Raw genomic sequence first — 16,553 nt, 5'->3', positions numbered from 1 at the left:
TTTTTTCTTTTAAAAAGCAATTTCTATTCTATAATATTTGGGATTGGTGTAAGAGTAGATGGTTGTTATTTGCTTGGTATGGAGTGTTACTCATTATCATAATGTATTTTAATTTTACCTCTTCTTTGCCAAGTAAGCTGATACCCAAAGATTATAAAGAATCAGCGGCAATGATAACCGTAATAACATTAATTATTACAATGTTTAAAACTGGAGCATCAATATTTAAACAAAACGTCTTATTAGGTGATAATAGAAACGAAGACAGCAGACTTTATTCAAAGTGTCAAAGAGTATCAACAGCTAATAACTTTGATGAATAAAACTAAAAAGAGAAAAAATTTAAAGGTATTATTGATATTAGACGAACTGGATCGTATACATAGAGAGTTGTTGCCAGACATCATAGAATTTATTCAGTTATTTAAAGGAATTGGAATGAACGACAAGCAAATAAATCAAGAGGAAATGAAAGTAAAAGTAAATGAATCGGTTATTTCATTTTCATTTTCATTTAATCATGATTTATTGTTTCCCATAATAGGTAAAAATGTGTCGTTAGATGATCAGAAACTTTTTTAAGTAGCTATCATAGTTATATTGAAGGGGAAGGAAAAGATGCTTATATAAATTATTACAAACTAGGTAAGGAGTATATGGACAAATATCTAGATTTGACCTTGTATCTTGAAGAAGAGCTTGATTATACAGAATTAATAGACAAATTATTTATAGGAATTGATGAGCATAAAGCTTATGAATTGAATAGTTCACCATCACGTACGATTGAACAAGACAGTGAAGAGGAAGCCAGTAGTATATTGAGCCTAAATAAAAATGAAAAAATGGAACAGGAGGATCAAAGTATATCCTCAAGTATAACAAGGGAAAACTTCCCTTCTTTTACAAAATCAGAAAAAGAGGTCATTAAAGACACAATTAAGAATTATACTTCTGGTGTGGAACCAAGAAAAGTTATTAGACTTAATAACGCCCTAATCCTGTTAAAGAAGTTAAATAATAAAATAGATACAGATAGTAATGATTATAAGGAAGAGTTAAAAGACTTTATTATTAATTTTCTTGAAGTTAACAACTATGAGAATAACGGTACTGATTCGTTATCCTATACTGAAAGAATTGCAAACCCTAATAACCCCAAAACTGATAATTTGAACAAATTAAAGGATGAGTCAAATGAAAGCGAATTAGATAAAACAGGATATAAGTCAGGCAAATATCTTAAGTTTACAGAGTATTTTATTCATAATAAAAGACAGCTAAAAGAAAGTACACGGAAGGTATAAAGTTTTGTGAAGATAATTTTCAATATTTCACATATACATATATGGATTTGAGTCAATATTTTGGACACTAATAAGTTAAATCCTAAGCTGTATTCCTAATACGATTTTCAATTTCTTGTGGGGTTTGATAGCCCAAGTCGCTGTGAATTCTTTTTCGGTTATACCAACCTTCAATAAATTGGAACATTGCTAATTTAGCTGTTTGATAGTCTAGATATTGTACGTGGTTGACTTCTTCCTTTTTTAATAGCGCATGAAAGGATTCAATACAGGCATTATCGTACGGGCAACCTTTCTGACTAAAGGATTGCTTAATATAATGGTTTTGGATATGTTGAGTAAACTCACTGCTTGTATATTGTGAGCCAAGATCCGTATGAAGAACTAAGCCCTCCGAGGGCTTTTGTGATAAGTGTGCGTTATTGAAAGCTTTTATGACCAGTTCTGTCGTCATTGAACGAGAAAATGAATACCCTACTATTTTCTTAGTATGAAGGTCCAATACCGAAGCTAAATAACACCATCCGTCTTTTAACGTGTGGATATACGTAATATCTGCTACCCATTTCTCCTTAATGGTCTGAGTAGTAAAGTCTCGTTTTAGCAAATTATCCAACTGAATAACCTTTTCTTTAGATGGATAGGGACGGTATTTTTTCTTAGTAATAGAACGAATTCTCGCTTTGCTCATTAAACGTTGAACACGCTTAATACTTAGGGGAAAACCCTTGGTTAATAAGCTTTCATGAATCTTTGGAGCCCCATACCGTCCCTTGCTTTCCAAGTAAATGAGATGAATTTCCTTTGTTAGTTCTTTGTTTTCCTGTTCGCGATTTGATACGGCTATTTGAAGGGACTGATAATGGCTGCTTCTTGGGATTTCTAATAGTTCACACATCTTCTGTACGGGATATTGTTTCTTGTGTTCCTCAATAAATTCGGTAAGATCTGTCTCGGTTACTTTTTCGCGAATATGGCCATAGCTTTTTTTAAGATTTCAACTTCTTGCTTTAACCGAAGGTTTTCCTTATGTATGGCTGCTAATTCCTTTGGAGTCATGGAATCTTCCCCTAAACCTATAGGAGTAAATTCCTTAACCCATTTATAAATGGTAACCTCTGATACGCCATATTCGCCGCTTAATTCTTTGACCGAATTACCCGAGTGATATAGATCTACAATAGTCTTCTTGAATTCATTATTATATTTTTTACCTGTATTCTTACGTTCCAAGACGGACACATGAATAAGCGAGTATTCGTGAGCATTATCTATTAAACTGAGGGAGTTCATTAAGGTTCTAATTTTATAAAAACTGTATATATACCCAAGAAAAGAATCCATTTTGATCAATCTTTTTTCAAAATGGATTCTTTTTATTTAGGCTAATATGGGGGCTCAGGAGACCTTTTAATCAATCATTAATTATTTAATTAAACAACAAAGTACATTTTGGGAAATATGGTATATTTAATAATATAAAAAGCTAATGAAAGCAGGATAGTATGAAAATTCTTAAACGTACTTATAAGTGGTTTTTTATGAATAGTAAAGAAAAGGACATAAGTGATTTGTTATCGTTTATTACCATAATAATAGCTCTAAACTTGTTTTATTATCCTATTTTTAAAGAGAACGTTCTAACTATTATTTTATTTTTAATTATTATCTGCGTTATATTCCGACTATTGGCTGATTGTTTTAGATATATTCTTAAAATGATAATTAAGCACGGACAAAGGGGAGAAATAAATAATAAACATATCAGATTTAAAAATGGTATGACACGCTTTTACAAAAGAATAAAAGACCTATGGTATATTAATCTTTTATTTTTAGTTATAGTGCTTTTATCACTCATATTTGAAAGATATTTCAGCTGGTTTGAATTCCAAGCTTTTATAGTAAATGTGCTTAGTTTAATAGTAACGGTATATGTTTTAGATTTTCTTTATTCTGAAGAGTCTAGAAAGTCTTCTGCTAATAAAAGGTACCTAACTGATCATGCATTTGGCGATCTAATTAATTTATTAGAGAGTGCCTTGGCTGAAATGCTTATAGATGAAAAATTTGTTGAATTCAATTGTAAAATTGTTCAGTTAAATGAGTATAATTTTCTTAGTGAAGAAGATAAAAATCATTTTCCCCAGGCAACTGAGGTCTTCTATCCTTGGAAAATTTACGAGTATACCCCTGAAGATATACAATTAAAAATTGAACAATCAGGTTTTTGGACAACGAGTATTAAAATTAATAACTTTTTCTATTCTGATAAAGAGACTCTTCCAAGGTTGGAATTTCTTAAGATTGTTATAAACAAAACAAAAAAAGAAATAAATAGTCATCTCACTCGATATTCTCATTTCATGATGTATGGGGATTTCAAAATTATATTTGAACTTGATAGAGGACTACAAGATTATTATTTGCGAGAAGGAATAAATTTTGAAACTACCAATCAGGAAATGCTATCGCATACCTTACACGATCTTATTATAAACCTTGACGAAGCACGAAGAGTTTTTTATAAATGGAAGTAATTCGAATTGGACAAAACTCTTAATTATTGCACTTTACTACCGGTAAGGTGCTTTATTTGTATGTTGTAAACAAGAGCTTTATGAAAAGTGCGCATACTTGGAGTTTGATTCCAAGTATCTAAGTATTAAGTATAACAAAGATATAAAGTTTTTTAGAATTGATGCCATTGGTGATATTAAAACAACTTCAAAGATAAAGACCGATAAAGATATGAAGTTATAGCATCACGTTTCGTAAGATAAATAAGACAAGTGAAATATCTCAATAATATGGTAGAATAGGATCATAGTTTTATAAAGTAGCGAGTTCGATCGATGTTAGGATTAAAATCATTTCGTACAGCTACTTACATATTAAGTAGTATAGAAGCGATGCATATGATTAAAAAGAAGTAGGTTCATCCAGGGGTGAAGTCTGCCCAAATCCATAAAATGCTCTAAGGGGCCTTAGATGATATTGGATAGGTATGGGAGGAAATCGGCTAATTTTGTAGAATTATAACAATAGAAAAAATGAGGAAACGTTTCCAAAAGGATGTGATCATGATGGCAACTATAAAGGATGTCGCTAGGGAAGCTAAAGTTTCAATTTCTACTGTATCGAGAGTACTAAATATGAGTGGGTATACTAGTGAAAAAACGAAAGAAAAAGTTCTTAATGCAGTTAAAAAACTTGATTATAAAGGGAGTCTACTTGCTGCTGCAATGATCAAGAAACAAACATTAACCCTTGGTTTAATCATACCCGATATTAAAAATATTTTTCATTCGGATCTGACTAGAGCAGTAGAAGATGGAGCAAATAGTCATGGGTTTAACATTTTTTTATGTAATACTGATAACAATTTACAAAAAGAAGCAGAGTATATACACCTATTGATTGCAAAGGGAGTCGATGGGATCATTTTTTCATCTCCAGAAGTTAAGGATAAAAATATAAAAGAAGTGAAGGAAAAATTTCCCGAGCTTCCTATTGTTATTTTAGGAAGCAAATTCCACACCTTAACTGTTAATGAAATATTAGTTGATAATTTTGATGGTGGATATAATGCGACGAGTCATCTTCTGGAATTAGGGCATAAGGATATTGCATTTATTTCTGGGGGAATTGATTCTTATTCATCAATTCAAAGGCATAAAGGATACAAATTTGCATTGAATGAAAGTGGAATTCCTATAAATGACGATTTTGTTATTTTTGACAGGTTTTATATTGAAAGTGGGTACAAAAATGCATTGAAATTGTTACAAAAAAGCAAAAGACCTACAGCAATATTTGCTGGAAGCGACAGTATTGCTGTGGGGATCTATAAAGCTGCAAGGGAGCTTAATATTAAAATTCCCGAACAATTGTCAATTGTTGGTTTTGATGATTCTCAATATGCAGAAATTTTGTCTCCTATGTTGACAACTATTCACATACCTATTAAAGAAATGGGACAAAGGGCAATAGAAATCATTGTTAAATCAATTAAGGAAAAGCAAATATTTAAAGAAACGCTTGTACTTTATCCAACTTTTATCGAAAGAGAGTCAACTATGGCGGTTCATAGTAAGTAATGAGTTAAAGAATCTGTAAATAGATGGTTCAGAATAATTTTTCATAGAACTGATTTGGAATTTCTATAAATATATTTATGTGAATTTTCAAAAAATTCTTGAAAAAGATTTGCTACGTATGTATAATTTGTTTTAGATAATGGAAACGTTTCCACTTAGTTTAATAATCTTACCCACGTATTTGCTTAATTTTTTTATGAAAGCCAATTACAATGTGAAATATTAAACCAAATGAAGAATCACGGCATATGTGCAGTTCAAAAAACCTTGAATATAATTAGCTAAGTATGAATAATTTGTTGTAAATGTGGAAACGTTTCCAGTAGTTTTAATAATCTTAACCATGTATTTGCTTAAGAAGCCTATAATGTAACAGACCTTCATGAAGCTACAGCAAAACAGTATTTCATTGTTTCTCGATTAAATGTAAATGCAAATCGGGAAACAATGAAAAATTGATTGGAGGTGAGTTGCATTTTTTGTTCAGGATTTAAAGTAACAAAACCTCGTACTCTCCATTTAGTTTGAAGATGGCTCTTTAAAATTGATTAATCAGCTAAAACTCCCATTTTATGAAGAAATATGGGGGACATGCCCTATCCGTCATTTGGAATGCTTTTGAACAAGGAAAGTAAATTCATGACTATATATGTGAAACTAGGCCATATTTGCAGGTAGCTAGAATTACCGCATTAGAACAAAAAGTTTGGTATTCCTCATACTTTAATTACGAATGGCATGTCAGGTTTTTTCATGAACAAAGGGTGTCATTTAAGAGTTATTTTCTGAAAATTCATATAATTCCAATATTTATGAAATAAGAATAGGGTAAAAATTTAGTACTAAGGTGAAAGGGGATAGTAATGTTTGACTACAACATATTTATCCAAGGATTTCCCGGAAAGTCTTCAACCCATGGAGGGCTTGGATGGAGTACGGTTACCTTGTTGTCCCAAAATGACCAGAATATTATTATTGATGTCGGCAGTTTTGGTGTCAGGCCACTTTTATTAAGGAGGCTACGTGACAAAGGTTTATCTCCAAATGATATATCAATGGTTTTATTGACCCATACACATTGGGACCATTGTGTAAATTGGACTTTGTTTCCTAACGCGACCATTGTAGTGGGTCGAGTGGATATGAATTGGGCATTAAATGAACCACCTGGGGGATGGCATGTACCTGAACTGTATATTAAGGAATTAAATTGTTCCTCACAAATAAGGTTAGTCGACAATCTCGAAGAAGTTGTTCCTGGTATTGTTGCTCATCAAACTAAAGGACATACACCAGGTCACATGGCATACAGTGTAGACAATGGTGATTATGATTTGTTATTTAGTGGGGATGCAGCTAAAAATATGGCTGAACTTTTATCATGCAATGTAGACATGACGTTAAATTTATTAGAAAGTCAAAGTTCAATTGATTATTTATGGAGTTTATGGAAAAGAAAGACAGGTAGTATTTTGGTGCCTGGACACGATATACCTATGAAACTTGTTAACGGGAAGCCAATGTATCTCAATAAAAGGGAAGCCGATTTACAATATTGGTTTTCTGATACGTTGGATGATTATACCACTATAACATTGGAGTAGGGATTAGAATTCACTATATATGACAAATGGTAATAACTGGTTATTTGAAGATATAAGGAGCTGGTGAAACATTGGATATTTAAAGATATTAAGGGAGGTGATTCAAATGGTGTTTAATTCAATTCAAAGAACAGGATCGAAAGGTTTTTGATGAAAGTCGACTTTTCTTGTAACCAATTGAAGAAGCATATCGACCAGAAATGAATTGATTAAGCCTTGTATTAAAGGGGAATGAAAAACCTAGAAAATTTAATTTCCTATATTCTCTAATCAAGGTAATGAAAAGGCTTACATACTAGAATCTCATAAGTTAGCAGATTAGCGTTTTTATTAGAGTGAAAGTGGAAGAAATCATGGTGAAACAAGTAAGTCGTTTGTCAACCGAACTTTGCCCAAACACATTAATAACTGAAATTAGATGGGGTGTGAATAAAATTGAGTAATAGACTAAAGCAGCGTGTTATCGTGACCGGTGGTTCAAAGGGACTCGGCCGAGGTATCGCCCTAACTTTCGCTGAGATTGGTGCGTCGGTAGTCATCGCTGATGTTGACGCTGACGCGGGTGAGCGATGTGTGCAGGAGATCGTCGATTTGGGGGGGGAAGGCCTATTCGTATATACGGATGTCTCGTCAAGCGACGATGTGAAAAGACTCTTTGAGGAAGCCCACCATTTCCAAGGCGGTATAGATGTGCTCGTTAACAATGCAGGCATTGGTCACGGCCCACTCTCGGAAAGACACTTTCTAAAAACAGACTACGGTATGTGGGAGAACCTAATGAATATACACATTAATGGTCTTTACCACTGTAGCCAAATGGCGGCAAAAGTCATGGTTCACCAAGGTGAAGGCGGGGTCATTATCAATATGAGTTCTGGAGGAGCTACACGCGCACATCGAAATCGTGTCGCTTACGACGCGACGAAAGGTGCGATCGAGGCTGCTACCCGAGCAATGGCACTTGATCTGGCTCCATGGAAAATCCGGGTTAATGCCGTGATGCCGGGTGCCATCTGGGTTGAAAACCGAACCGCTGTAGGGGAAGAGTCCTCGCCCGACCATCTCATTCCACTTGGTAGGCTCGGAATGCCTCAAGACGTTGGTCAGGGTGTTCGTTTCCTGGCGTCACCGGAAGCTTCTTACATCACAGGCCATGTCCTAGCCATCGATGGTGGACTCACAGCGCAGCTTCGGGCGCCAAGTATGGATGCGGATGTTGCACTGCCTATCGACGAGATCGAATTAGGTGTGGCTTCAACTGGCATCAAAGAATAAATGCGTGCCCGTATGAAACTCAACATGCATCAGTAGAAGATTCATAGGAATGTGCAAATGATTGGGATATTGGGATCTCAATCAGTATGACCAGAAGTCAACCATGATAAATACATGAAAAAATATAAGATAAAAATAATAAGGAGGAATTTGTTATGAGAACGTCATTTACTAATATTTTCGGTGTAGAAAAACCAGTATTGGGAATGGTTCATTTAGGACCTCTACCTGGGTCACCACTATACGATGGAAAAATCGATCAAGTTTTAGAAGCCGCGATCCGCGATGCGAAAAGTCTGGAAAAGGGCGGAGCCAGTTCCGTTATGGTAGAAAATTTCAACGATTATCCGTTTTACCCTGAAACGGAGGAACCTGAAACAGTGGCAGCGATGACAATGATTGCCCACGAAATTCGTCGCGAAGTGAAACTTCCAATGGGTATTAATATACTAAGAAACTCTTGGAAATCTGCGCTAGCGGTCGCTGGAACAGTCGGAGCAGATTTTATCAGACTCAATGTCCTAACCGATGCGTACGTGACCGACCAAGGTCTTATCAATGGTACAGCCCACTTAGTAGCGAGATATCGCAAATATCTTGGTTTGGAGAATAAAGTCAAGATTTTCGCTGACATTCAGACAAAACATGCGGCTCCTTTGGCGGCTCGACCTATAGATGTCTTGGCTCGGGATACGGCCTATCGTGGGATGGCGGACGCAATTATTCTTGCGGGTGAGGAATCGGCACAACCTCCTTCAGTTGAGAATTTAGAGGCGGTAAGGCGTGCAGTCCCTGATGTTCCTATCATTATCGGCAGTGGAATGAAAGTCGAGACCGCAAATCTTCTCAAATATGCAGATGGTGCGGTCTTTGGATATGGCGCCAAGATTGACGATATCATGACGAATCCGGTTGACGAGGAGAAAACACGTCGCTTTTGCGAGGGTGTAGAAAGGGAAAGAATATCTCTATTGATTAAGTAGTAAGAATATACTCGTAATTTAAACATTACCAGAGTATCGAATGCCTCGGGTCTCATTTATCAAATTTAAAAATAATAAGGAGGAGTTTGTTATGAAAACTTCATTTACTAATATTTTCGGAGTAGAAAAACCAGTATTGGGTATGGTTCATTTAGGACCATTACCTGGATCACCCCTTTACGATGGAAAGATCGATCAAGTTTTAGAAGCTGCGATCCGCGATGCGAAAAGTCTGGAAAAGGGCGGAGCCAGTTCCGTTATGGTAGAAAATTTCAACGATTATCCGTTTTACCCTGAAACGGAGGAACCTGAAACAGTGGCAGCGATGACAATGATTGCCCACGAAATTCGTCGCGAAGTGAAACTTCCAATGGGTATTAATATACTAAGAAACTCTTGGAAATCTGCGCTAGCGGTCGCTGGAACAGTCGGAGCAGATTTTATCAGACTCAATGTCCTAACCGATGCGTACGTGACCGACCAAGGTCTTATCAATGGTACAGCCCACTTAGTAGCGAGATATCGCAAATATCTTGGTTTGGAGAATAAAGTCAAGATTTTTGCTGACATTCAGACAAAACATGCGGCTCCTTTGGCGGCTCGACCTATAGATGTCTTGGCTCGGGATACGGCCTATCGTGGGATGGCGGACGCAATTATTCTTGCCGGTGAGGAATCGGCACAACCTCCTTCAGTTGAGAATTTAAAGGCGGTAAGGCGTGCAGTCCCTGATGTTCCTATCATTATCGGTAGTGGAATGAAAGTCGAGACTGCGAATCTTCTCAAATATGCGGATGGTGCGGTCTTTGGATATGGCGCCAAGATTGACGATATCATGACGAACCCGGTTGACGAGGAGAAAACACGTCGCTTTTGCGAGGGTGTAGACAGAGAAAGAAACCCTCAATTGGTATAGTAGCACGAATGTACTCGCAATTTTAATAGAATCAGAGTATCGAAGGCTTTTGGGGGGCCAAGTAGGCCCCTTTTATATACCGAAACCTCATTCAAATGAGGGGTTGGTGCTAATGCATCTCACGATATTTTTTCTATAAAAGGCGTTGTAAATTTAAATTTAAGATACAAGGAGGATTAGAAATTATGGTGGAACGAGTAATTATCGACACTGATCCGGGTGTCGACGACCTTGCGGCAATCTATCTTGCGCTCGCGTCCCCGGAGCTCCAAGTTGAAGCTTTGACGACAGTATATGGGAATATCGAGGTTGAAACCTCGACACGCAACACACTGTCATTACTTGAACTAGCCGGTAGAACAGATATTCCTGTTTACCGGGGAGCTGGCAAACCCATCTTACGTCAACCGTACTTTGCCAAGCACATTCACGGAAACAATGGTTTCGGTGGCGTCGAGGCCCCCAACCCCACCGTATCAGAGGCCAAGGGGTATGCCGCGATGGAGATCGTGAGGCGCTGTAACGAGGCCCCGAACGAAATTACCATTATAGCATTAGGTCCTGTAACCAACGTGGCACTCGCCCTCTCCATCGACCCCGGTCTCGCACATAAGGTGAAAAAAATCATCGTCATGGGCGGCGCAGTCCGTGTTGCCGGAAACATATCCCCTGTGGCGTCCTTTAATCTAGCTAGTGATCCGGAGGCTGCACGAGTGATGTACGAGTCGGGTGCGCCAATCGTTCAGGTGGGTCTCGATGTATGTACAAAGGTGCGGATATCACAAGAAAATCTTGATCGCATTAGGGTATCGGGTACTCGTCCCGGAGCTTTTCTCCTAGAGGCGACCGAATTCCGTCGTAAGGCATACATCGTCTCGCTGCAAACCCCAGAAACAGAGACAGGCGTCTATTACAACGACGTGCCAGCCGTGGCCTATGCGCTGTGGCCCGAACTCTTTGAGGTGCAGCAAGCCTTTGTTTCGATTGAGACGACGGGGGAGCTGACAGCTGGTCAGACCATCGCAGAATTTACGGGGCAGTGGGGTAATCCAGAACCCAATACCTCGATCCTCATGGGAGTTGACGGGGAGAGAGTGGCAAAACGGTTTGCCGATTGTATTTCTACCTTAGAAGCACAATAGGTCATGTCTTTTAAAAACAGGAGATGATTCTAGAACAATTAAAGAAGCGAGTAGGAATATACTATTTTTATTCGTCTTTTTTTATTTTTTAGATATTTAGTCCGCAAAGGAGTGGCATTAGGTTGTCACTAATTAAAAGTGCCACTATTATCACGATGGACGATAAAGTAGGTACTATCCAGGGCAGTGTATTGGTGGAAGATGGAGTCATAAAAGAAGTTATTCCACATTACCCTGAGAGTGAACCACCAATTCGAAATTCGCAAGCAACTGGGGGCAAAATCTCTGTAAAACCATGTAAAAAGGAGGAAGATGTATGAAAAGGATAAAAAAAGATTTTACACTTATTGCAATTTTGCTCATTCCTATTGGTGTAGCCGTCAATGTAGTTGCTGGAGAACTGGTCGAATTGTTAAAGATACCTCTCTTCTTAAATCAAATTGGTACGATGATTGTCGCGATGGTAGCTGGCCCATGGGTTGGAGCGATAACAGGAGGGGTCTCAAAACTAATTTTTGGGATATTTAACCCTACTCAATTGGCGTTTATGCCGGTTTCCATGGCTTCAGGAGTTGTAGTAGGTCTCCTAGCTAAGAAGGGAATGACAACAAAAGCTTGGAAGGTTGCGGTTACTGGTTTTATTGTGGCACTTGTTGCGATACTAATCGCGACTCCGACAACAGTTATTGTATTTGGAGGAGCATCCGGAACTGGATCAGATCTACTTACTGCCATTGTTTTAACTTCAGGAAAAGAAATATGGACAGCCGTCTTTACTCAAAAGATATTTGTCGAAAGTATCGATAAAATACTTTCTATATTTGTTGCCTATATGCTTGTTCGGAAGATGTCAGATCAATACCTTTCTAAACAAAACTATGGACACCTATATATTAAAAATAAGAAGGCATCTTAAAAGAATATAGTAATACGTCAAAGAGTGAAACTGTTTGCCACTCATTAACGGATTTTCACCCAATTTTTTAGCCTTGGTGGTGCGAAAAAAATGAACCTTTAAATGAAAGGGGAGATACACATTTGGAAAAGCTAAGAACCTTTATTCTAAATCTATACCCAACAACGAAATTTTTTATCGCACTATTTTTGATGATAACACCGTTACTTTTACCAGGATATTTATATTCATATTTGGTCCCCGTGTTGTGCTTATTCATCGCTATGATAGCTGGAAAAACAAAGCTATTTGTAGACATCGTCTTTAAGGGTTTGCTTTCTATCGTTTTCATGATTTTTCTTTTGCAAGCATTCTTCTATCCGGGAGATACAATATTATGGTCATGGAATATATTCTCAATTAAACAAGAAGGAATTGATTTTAGTTTACAATTAACATCCAAAATTTTAGCGATAGGATCATCAGTTGTTTTATTTTTCCAGATCACAAAAATAAATGATTTAACGCGGTCTTTAGAAATATTAGGGATTTCTCCAAAAGCTACCTATGTGCTTTCATCCGCACTTAATATTATTCCGGAGATGAGACAACATTTGTTAAGAATTATGGATGCACAAAGAACTCGCGGTGTGGAAACGGAAGGAAATTTTAGAATACGAATGAAAGCATTTATACCAGCATTAACCCCTTTGATTTTATCGTCATTTTCAAGCACAGATGAGAAAGCTATCACTTTAGAATCAAGGGCTTTTACAGCCCGGACCAAAAAGACAAGTTTACATCAATTGGAAAAGACTAAGAGTGACACATTAACTATTGCCATACTATTGTTTCTATTAGTTTACATCTTGATCTGGAGGTTTTTCTTATGAGTGGAATACAGATAAGAAATCTATCATACAAGTACCCTACTAGTAGTGATGAGGTTTTGCATAATATTAATCTTGAAATTGAGAGCGGAAAGCTTTATGCCGTAATTGGTGTCAATGGCGGAGGAAAGACCACACTTTGTAATGTCATTAGAGGATTTATTCCACACTTTTTTAAGGGAGATATTAGTGGTGAAGTGCTGATAGACGGAAAGGATGTTCGTGATTGGGATACAAGTGATCTTGCGCAAAAGGTGGGTTTCGTCTTCCAAAATCCTTTTACTCAAATCAGTGGAGTGAAAGAAACCGTTTTTGATGAGATTGCTTTTGGCCTTGAGAATTTAGGGGTTGAAGTAAGTATTATTAAGGAGAAAGTTCAAGACATAATAATGTTGTTTGGCATAGAGTATATACAACACAAAAATCCGAATGAACTCTCAGGCGGACAAAAACAAAGAGTGGCTCTAGCATCTATTATGGTTATGGAGCCGGAGATTCTAATTTTTGATGAACCGACATCACAATTGGATCCGAAGGGTACGGAGGAAATATTTAAGGCAATAGATATTATGAAGAAAAAAGGGAAAACAATTATTTTAGTAGAGCATAAAATAGAATTAATTGCTGAGTATGCAGACTATGTTATCGTTCTTCAGGATGGACGGATTAAGAAACAAGGAAGAACGGAAGATGTACTATCTAACGAAGATACACAGTACTATGGCGTAGGATTAACTCAGTTTACACTATTAGATTTACAAATGCGGCAACACAATATGAATACCGAAAGAATTCCCATTACTGAAAGTGACTCCATTAAAGTGATGAAAGAATGGATGGCATTACAAGGGGTGAAATCATGAGCTTTTTAACGTTAAATGACGTTACCTATTGTTATCCCAATGGTTTTACGGCTGTTGAAAATGTAAGCATGTCTTTCGAAAAGGGTGAATCGGTAGCCATAATTGGACAAAATGGTGCCGGGAAAACAACAACAGTGAAAATGATGAATGGATTATTAAAGCCGACACAAGGTGATGTCATTATTGGAGGCTTAAATACAAAAGAATATACAACGGCTCAGATAGCTAAAAAGGTAGGATATGTATTTCAAAACCCTGATGATCAAATTTTTCATGAAAATGTAAAAAGCGAAATAAGGTTTGGCCCTAAAAACCTTGGATTTTCGGAGGAAAAGATTGAAGAAAACGTAATGAAGGCAGCAGAATTAACGGGAATTGTGCCTTTTTTAGATATACATCCGTATAATTTGCCTTATTCCCTGAAAAAATTTGTAACAATTGCCTCGGTGATTGCAATGGATACAGAGACGATTATCTTAGATGAGCCAACAGCTGGTCAAGACTCTCTTGCAATTAAAAGATTAGGTTCTATTATTAATTCATTAATTCAAGAAGGGAAAACCATTATTACCATTACACATGATATGGAATTTGTCGTTGAAAATTTTGACCGTGTCATAGTAATGGCAAATAAGAGAGTAGTCGCGGATAGTAATAAGCAAGAAATATTCTGGGATTTAGACATCTTGGAAGAAGCAATGCTAAAACAGCCCCATATCAGTCGATTAAGCCATACACTAAATTTTAAAGAAAAAATATTAAATATTGATCAAATGATAGATACTCTAAAAAACATCAGATGAATTAAACTCTATTACTACTAAAATATGAGGAGAATAGATATGAAAATTGGTATTATTCATGCAACCTGTAATGCTGTACCACCATTAAATGCAGCATTCAAAAAGCTAGCCCCGGAAGTAACTGTATTAAATTTTGTTGATGAAAATATTCAGTACTATGCAAACCAAATTAATGGGATCGATGATAAATCATATCGAGATTTTATAGATATTACAGTTAAAGCACAGGACGCAGGTGTTGATGCAATCATTGTAGCATGCACCGTGCTGACACCTATTGTAGATTCTGTGAAGCCATTTATCAAAGTACCGATCTTTGCGGTTGATCGTCCGATGTTAGAAAAGGCAGTCAATCATTATAAAAAAATAGGCGTTGTTGCAACGACTGCACCATCTGGACCAGCAACAAAAGCCCAATTGGAGAGGATTGCCAAAGTGTTGGGTAAAGAAGTTGAAGTAGATACACAAATTAATACGCAGGCTATGACTGAATTGAAAGCCGGAAATGAGGAAGAACATAATCGTCTTAATTGTCTTGCTGCAGCGGAATTGAAAGAAAGAGGATGTGAAGTGATCGTTCTTGCACAGATCACACAGGCATCTGCAGAAAAGGAAACCAATATCTTAGGACTACCAGTGTTGTCTAGTCCGAAAGAAGCAGTAAAAGCGGTAATCGGTGCATTAGAAAGCGAAAAAGTAAATAATTGGTAGTGGTAATTAATGATAAGTTATTCAAAAGTTAGAAATAGTCAACTACTATACGAATTTCGATTAAGAGCCTTGAAATAATTTAAAAACAAAAGGAGTGTTTTTCAATGAAAGTAAGTTATATTGGATTAGGCGTAATGGGCATGGGTATGGCATTAAATCTTGCAAACAGTGAAAAAGAAGGTGAGATTGATTATCTAGTATGTGACGCAAATCCAAATGCATTGGAGCAATTCAATGAAAAAGGGATTAAAACCACAACGAATATTACAGATACAGTAGATAGTGATTTTATATTTCTATGTTTACCAGACTTAGAGATTGTAAAAGAAGTTGTATTTGGCGAGAACGGTCTATTAAAGCATATGAAACCAGGTCAGAAGATTGTTGACTTTAGCACAATTAGTTATTTAGGTGCAATCGAAATTGCAGAAAACTGTAGAGCGAATGGAATTGAGTATCTGGATTGTCCAATTTCTGGTCAACATGCAAAAAGTATGGAAGGAACACTTAGTATCATGTGTGGTGGGAATGAAGAAATATTTAATACAATTAAGCCTATGCTCGATAGAATGGGGACACAGGTACTCTACATGGGAGAGAACGGGGCTGGACAGCTTACGAAGATGATTAATAACTGCGCGTTAAATATTTGTTGTGCAAGCTTTAGTGAACTATTGCCAGTTGGTGTTAAACTTGGTTTAGATCCCGAAAAGCTCAGTGACGTATTAATGACAGCTACAGGGTCCAGTTTTGCTTCAAAAACATTGCTTCCTAAGGTTTTAGAAGGGAATTTTGAACATGGATTTTCACTTGAAAGAGCATATAAAGATATGCAAAGTATGTATGAAGTATTAGTGAAATACCAGATTCCGCTACCAACATTAAACGGGACAATGCAAACCTATCAATTAGCATTAAATAATGGTCAAGGTGATTACTACAAACATGCAATGATTTGCTACTATGAAGATTTGTTAGGTGTAAAGGTTCGTAAAAAAACTTTGTAGAAAGGTCAATCGATTAAATAACACTAAAAATTATTACCGCATAAGAATGAATTATAA

17 protein-coding genes and 1 pseudogene are annotated in these 16,553 nt (G+C 36.6%); 17 read left to right on the top strand and 1 reads right to left on the bottom strand.

Going from position 1 to position 16,553, the window contains the following annotated elements; all coding sequences use genetic code 11:
* Positions 1-246: 246 nt before the first annotated feature.
* Together JFU50_RS26205 and JFU50_RS26200 are read left to right on the top strand one after the other, a co-directional pair.
* A complete protein-coding gene (locus JFU50_RS26205; RefSeq protein ID WP_201225222.1) occupies positions 247-582 on the top strand; it encodes a hypothetical protein in 336 nt (111 codons plus the stop codon).
* A 74-nt stretch (positions 583-656) separates the two neighbouring features.
* The gene (locus JFU50_RS26200) at positions 657-1,307 is read left to right on the top strand and encodes a hypothetical protein (protein WP_201224796.1); all 651 of its coding nucleotides are present in this window, start codon (positions 657-659) and stop codon (positions 1,305-1,307) included.
* Positions 1,308-1,389: 82 nt separating this feature from the next.
* Here the strand turns inward: JFU50_RS26200 and JFU50_RS26195 are convergent.
* Positions 1,390-2,540 (bottom strand): IS3 family transposase gene (locus JFU50_RS26195; RefSeq protein WP_446728149.1). Its coding sequence is split into 2 segments (ribosomal slippage): positions 1,390-2,303 and positions 2,303-2,540, totalling 1,152 coding nucleotides; the frame shifts between segments, so codons are not numbered across the junction.
* A gap of 308 nt (positions 2,541-2,848) precedes the next feature.
* Between JFU50_RS26195 and JFU50_RS26190 the strand changes: the two genes are divergently transcribed.
* From JFU50_RS26190 to JFU50_RS26120, 15 genes and pseudogenes are all read left to right on the top strand, one after another.
* Entirely contained in the window at positions 2,849-3,847 is a 999-nt protein-coding gene (locus JFU50_RS26190; RefSeq protein ID WP_207198834.1) for a hypothetical protein, read from the top strand.
* A gap of 243 nt (positions 3,848-4,090) precedes the next feature.
* Positions 4,091-4,243: pseudogene (locus tag JFU50_RS26185) on the top strand (DDE-type integrase/transposase/recombinase); the annotation flags it as partial.
* Positions 4,244-4,393: 150 nt separating this feature from the next.
* Positions 4,394-5,407, top strand: a complete 1,014-nt coding sequence (locus tag JFU50_RS26180) for a LacI family DNA-binding transcriptional regulator (RefSeq protein WP_201224794.1) — start codon at positions 4,394-4,396, stop codon at positions 5,405-5,407.
* A gap of 863 nt (positions 5,408-6,270) precedes the next feature.
* Entirely contained in the window at positions 6,271-7,011 is a 741-nt protein-coding gene (locus JFU50_RS26175) for an MBL fold metallo-hydrolase (protein ID WP_201224793.1), read from the top strand.
* Between the two features lie 435 nt (positions 7,012-7,446).
* Positions 7,447-8,286: an SDR family NAD(P)-dependent oxidoreductase gene (locus JFU50_RS26170; protein WP_201224792.1), complete on the top strand. Its 840-nt coding sequence runs from the start codon at positions 7,447-7,449 to the stop codon at positions 8,284-8,286.
* A gap of 155 nt (positions 8,287-8,441) precedes the next feature.
* Positions 8,442-9,269 (top strand): BtpA/SgcQ family protein, encoded by an 828-nt coding sequence (locus JFU50_RS26165; RefSeq protein ID WP_201224791.1) that lies wholly within the window; start codon positions 8,442-8,444, stop codon positions 9,267-9,269.
* Positions 9,270-9,360: 91 nt separating this feature from the next.
* Positions 9,361-10,185 carry a BtpA/SgcQ family protein gene (locus JFU50_RS26160; protein WP_201224790.1) on the top strand — a complete coding sequence of 275 codons (825 nt, stop codon included), beginning with the start codon at positions 9,361-9,363 and terminating at the stop codon, positions 10,183-10,185.
* Positions 10,186-10,370: 185 nt separating this feature from the next.
* Positions 10,371-11,327 (top strand): nucleoside hydrolase, encoded by a 957-nt coding sequence (locus JFU50_RS26155; RefSeq protein ID WP_201224789.1) that lies wholly within the window; start codon positions 10,371-10,373, stop codon positions 11,325-11,327.
* Positions 11,328-11,449: 122 nt separating this feature from the next.
* Positions 11,450-11,647 (top strand): hypothetical protein, encoded by a 198-nt coding sequence (locus JFU50_RS26150; protein ID WP_201224788.1) that lies wholly within the window; start codon positions 11,450-11,452, stop codon positions 11,645-11,647.
* Positions 11,644-12,243 carry an ECF transporter S component gene (locus tag JFU50_RS26145; RefSeq protein WP_201224787.1) on the top strand — a complete coding sequence of 200 codons (600 nt, stop codon included), beginning with the start codon at positions 11,644-11,646 and terminating at the stop codon, positions 12,241-12,243. Before JFU50_RS26150 ends, JFU50_RS26145 begins: the two co-directional genes overlap by 4 nt.
* 122 nt (positions 12,244-12,365) lie before the next feature.
* A complete protein-coding gene (locus JFU50_RS26140; RefSeq protein WP_201224786.1) occupies positions 12,366-13,115 on the top strand; it encodes an energy-coupling factor transporter transmembrane component T in 750 nt (249 codons plus the stop codon).
* Positions 13,112-13,975: an energy-coupling factor ABC transporter ATP-binding protein gene (locus JFU50_RS26135; protein ID WP_201224785.1), complete on the top strand. Its 864-nt coding sequence runs from the start codon at positions 13,112-13,114 to the stop codon at positions 13,973-13,975. The genes JFU50_RS26140 and JFU50_RS26135 overlap by 4 nt, the downstream gene beginning before the upstream one ends.
* Positions 13,972-14,778 carry an energy-coupling factor ABC transporter ATP-binding protein gene (locus tag JFU50_RS26130; protein ID WP_201225192.1) on the top strand — a complete coding sequence of 269 codons (807 nt, stop codon included), beginning with the start codon at positions 13,972-13,974 and terminating at the stop codon, positions 14,776-14,778. Before JFU50_RS26135 ends, JFU50_RS26130 begins: the two co-directional genes overlap by 4 nt.
* Positions 14,779-14,817: 39 nt before the next feature.
* A complete protein-coding gene (locus JFU50_RS26125; RefSeq protein ID WP_201224784.1) occupies positions 14,818-15,489 on the top strand; it encodes an aspartate/glutamate racemase family protein in 672 nt (223 codons plus the stop codon).
* Between the two features lie 104 nt (positions 15,490-15,593).
* Entirely contained in the window at positions 15,594-16,496 is a 903-nt protein-coding gene (locus JFU50_RS26120; protein ID WP_201224783.1) for an NAD(P)-dependent oxidoreductase, read from the top strand.
* Positions 16,497-16,553 lie beyond the last annotated feature (57 nt).

This window comes from Peribacillus sp. TH14, assembly GCF_016651145.1.
In the GTDB taxonomy this organism is placed as follows: domain Bacteria; phylum Bacillota; class Bacilli; order Bacillales; family DSM-1321; genus Peribacillus; species Peribacillus butanolivorans.
The sequence above is the reverse complement of the archived record's forward strand: the minus strand, read 5'-3'. Positions and strand labels throughout refer to the sequence as shown.

What these genes read in the sequence shown, in the direction of transcription:
- JFU50_RS26200 (WP_201224796.1), top strand. Translation starts at nt 657, where the DNA reads ATGGACAAATATCTAGATTTGACCTTGTATCTTGAAGAAGAGCTTGAT.
- JFU50_RS26155 (WP_201224789.1), top strand. Translation starts at nt 10,371, where the DNA reads ATGGTGGAACGAGTAATTATCGACACTGATCCGGGTGTCGACGACCTT.
- JFU50_RS26180 (WP_201224794.1), top strand. Translation starts at nt 4,394, where the DNA reads ATGGCAACTATAAAGGATGTCGCTAGGGAAGCTAAAGTTTCAATTTCT.
- JFU50_RS26160 (WP_201224790.1), top strand. Translation starts at nt 9,361, where the DNA reads ATGAAAACTTCATTTACTAATATTTTCGGAGTAGAAAAACCAGTATTG.
- JFU50_RS26175 (WP_201224793.1), top strand. Translation starts at nt 6,271, where the DNA reads ATGTTTGACTACAACATATTTATCCAAGGATTTCCCGGAAAGTCTTCA.
- JFU50_RS26120 (WP_201224783.1), top strand. Translation starts at nt 15,594, where the DNA reads ATGAAAGTAAGTTATATTGGATTAGGCGTAATGGGCATGGGTATGGCA.
- JFU50_RS26125 (WP_201224784.1), top strand. Translation starts at nt 14,818, where the DNA reads ATGAAAATTGGTATTATTCATGCAACCTGTAATGCTGTACCACCATTA.
- JFU50_RS26130 (WP_201225192.1), top strand. Translation starts at nt 13,972, where the DNA reads ATGAGCTTTTTAACGTTAAATGACGTTACCTATTGTTATCCCAATGGT.
- JFU50_RS26135 (WP_201224785.1), top strand. Translation starts at nt 13,112, where the DNA reads ATGAGTGGAATACAGATAAGAAATCTATCATACAAGTACCCTACTAGT.
- JFU50_RS26165 (WP_201224791.1), top strand. Translation starts at nt 8,442, where the DNA reads ATGAGAACGTCATTTACTAATATTTTCGGTGTAGAAAAACCAGTATTG.
- JFU50_RS26145 (WP_201224787.1), top strand. Translation starts at nt 11,644, where the DNA reads ATGAAAAGGATAAAAAAAGATTTTACACTTATTGCAATTTTGCTCATT.
- JFU50_RS26190 (WP_207198834.1), top strand. Translation starts at nt 2,849, where the DNA reads ATGAATAGTAAAGAAAAGGACATAAGTGATTTGTTATCGTTTATTACC.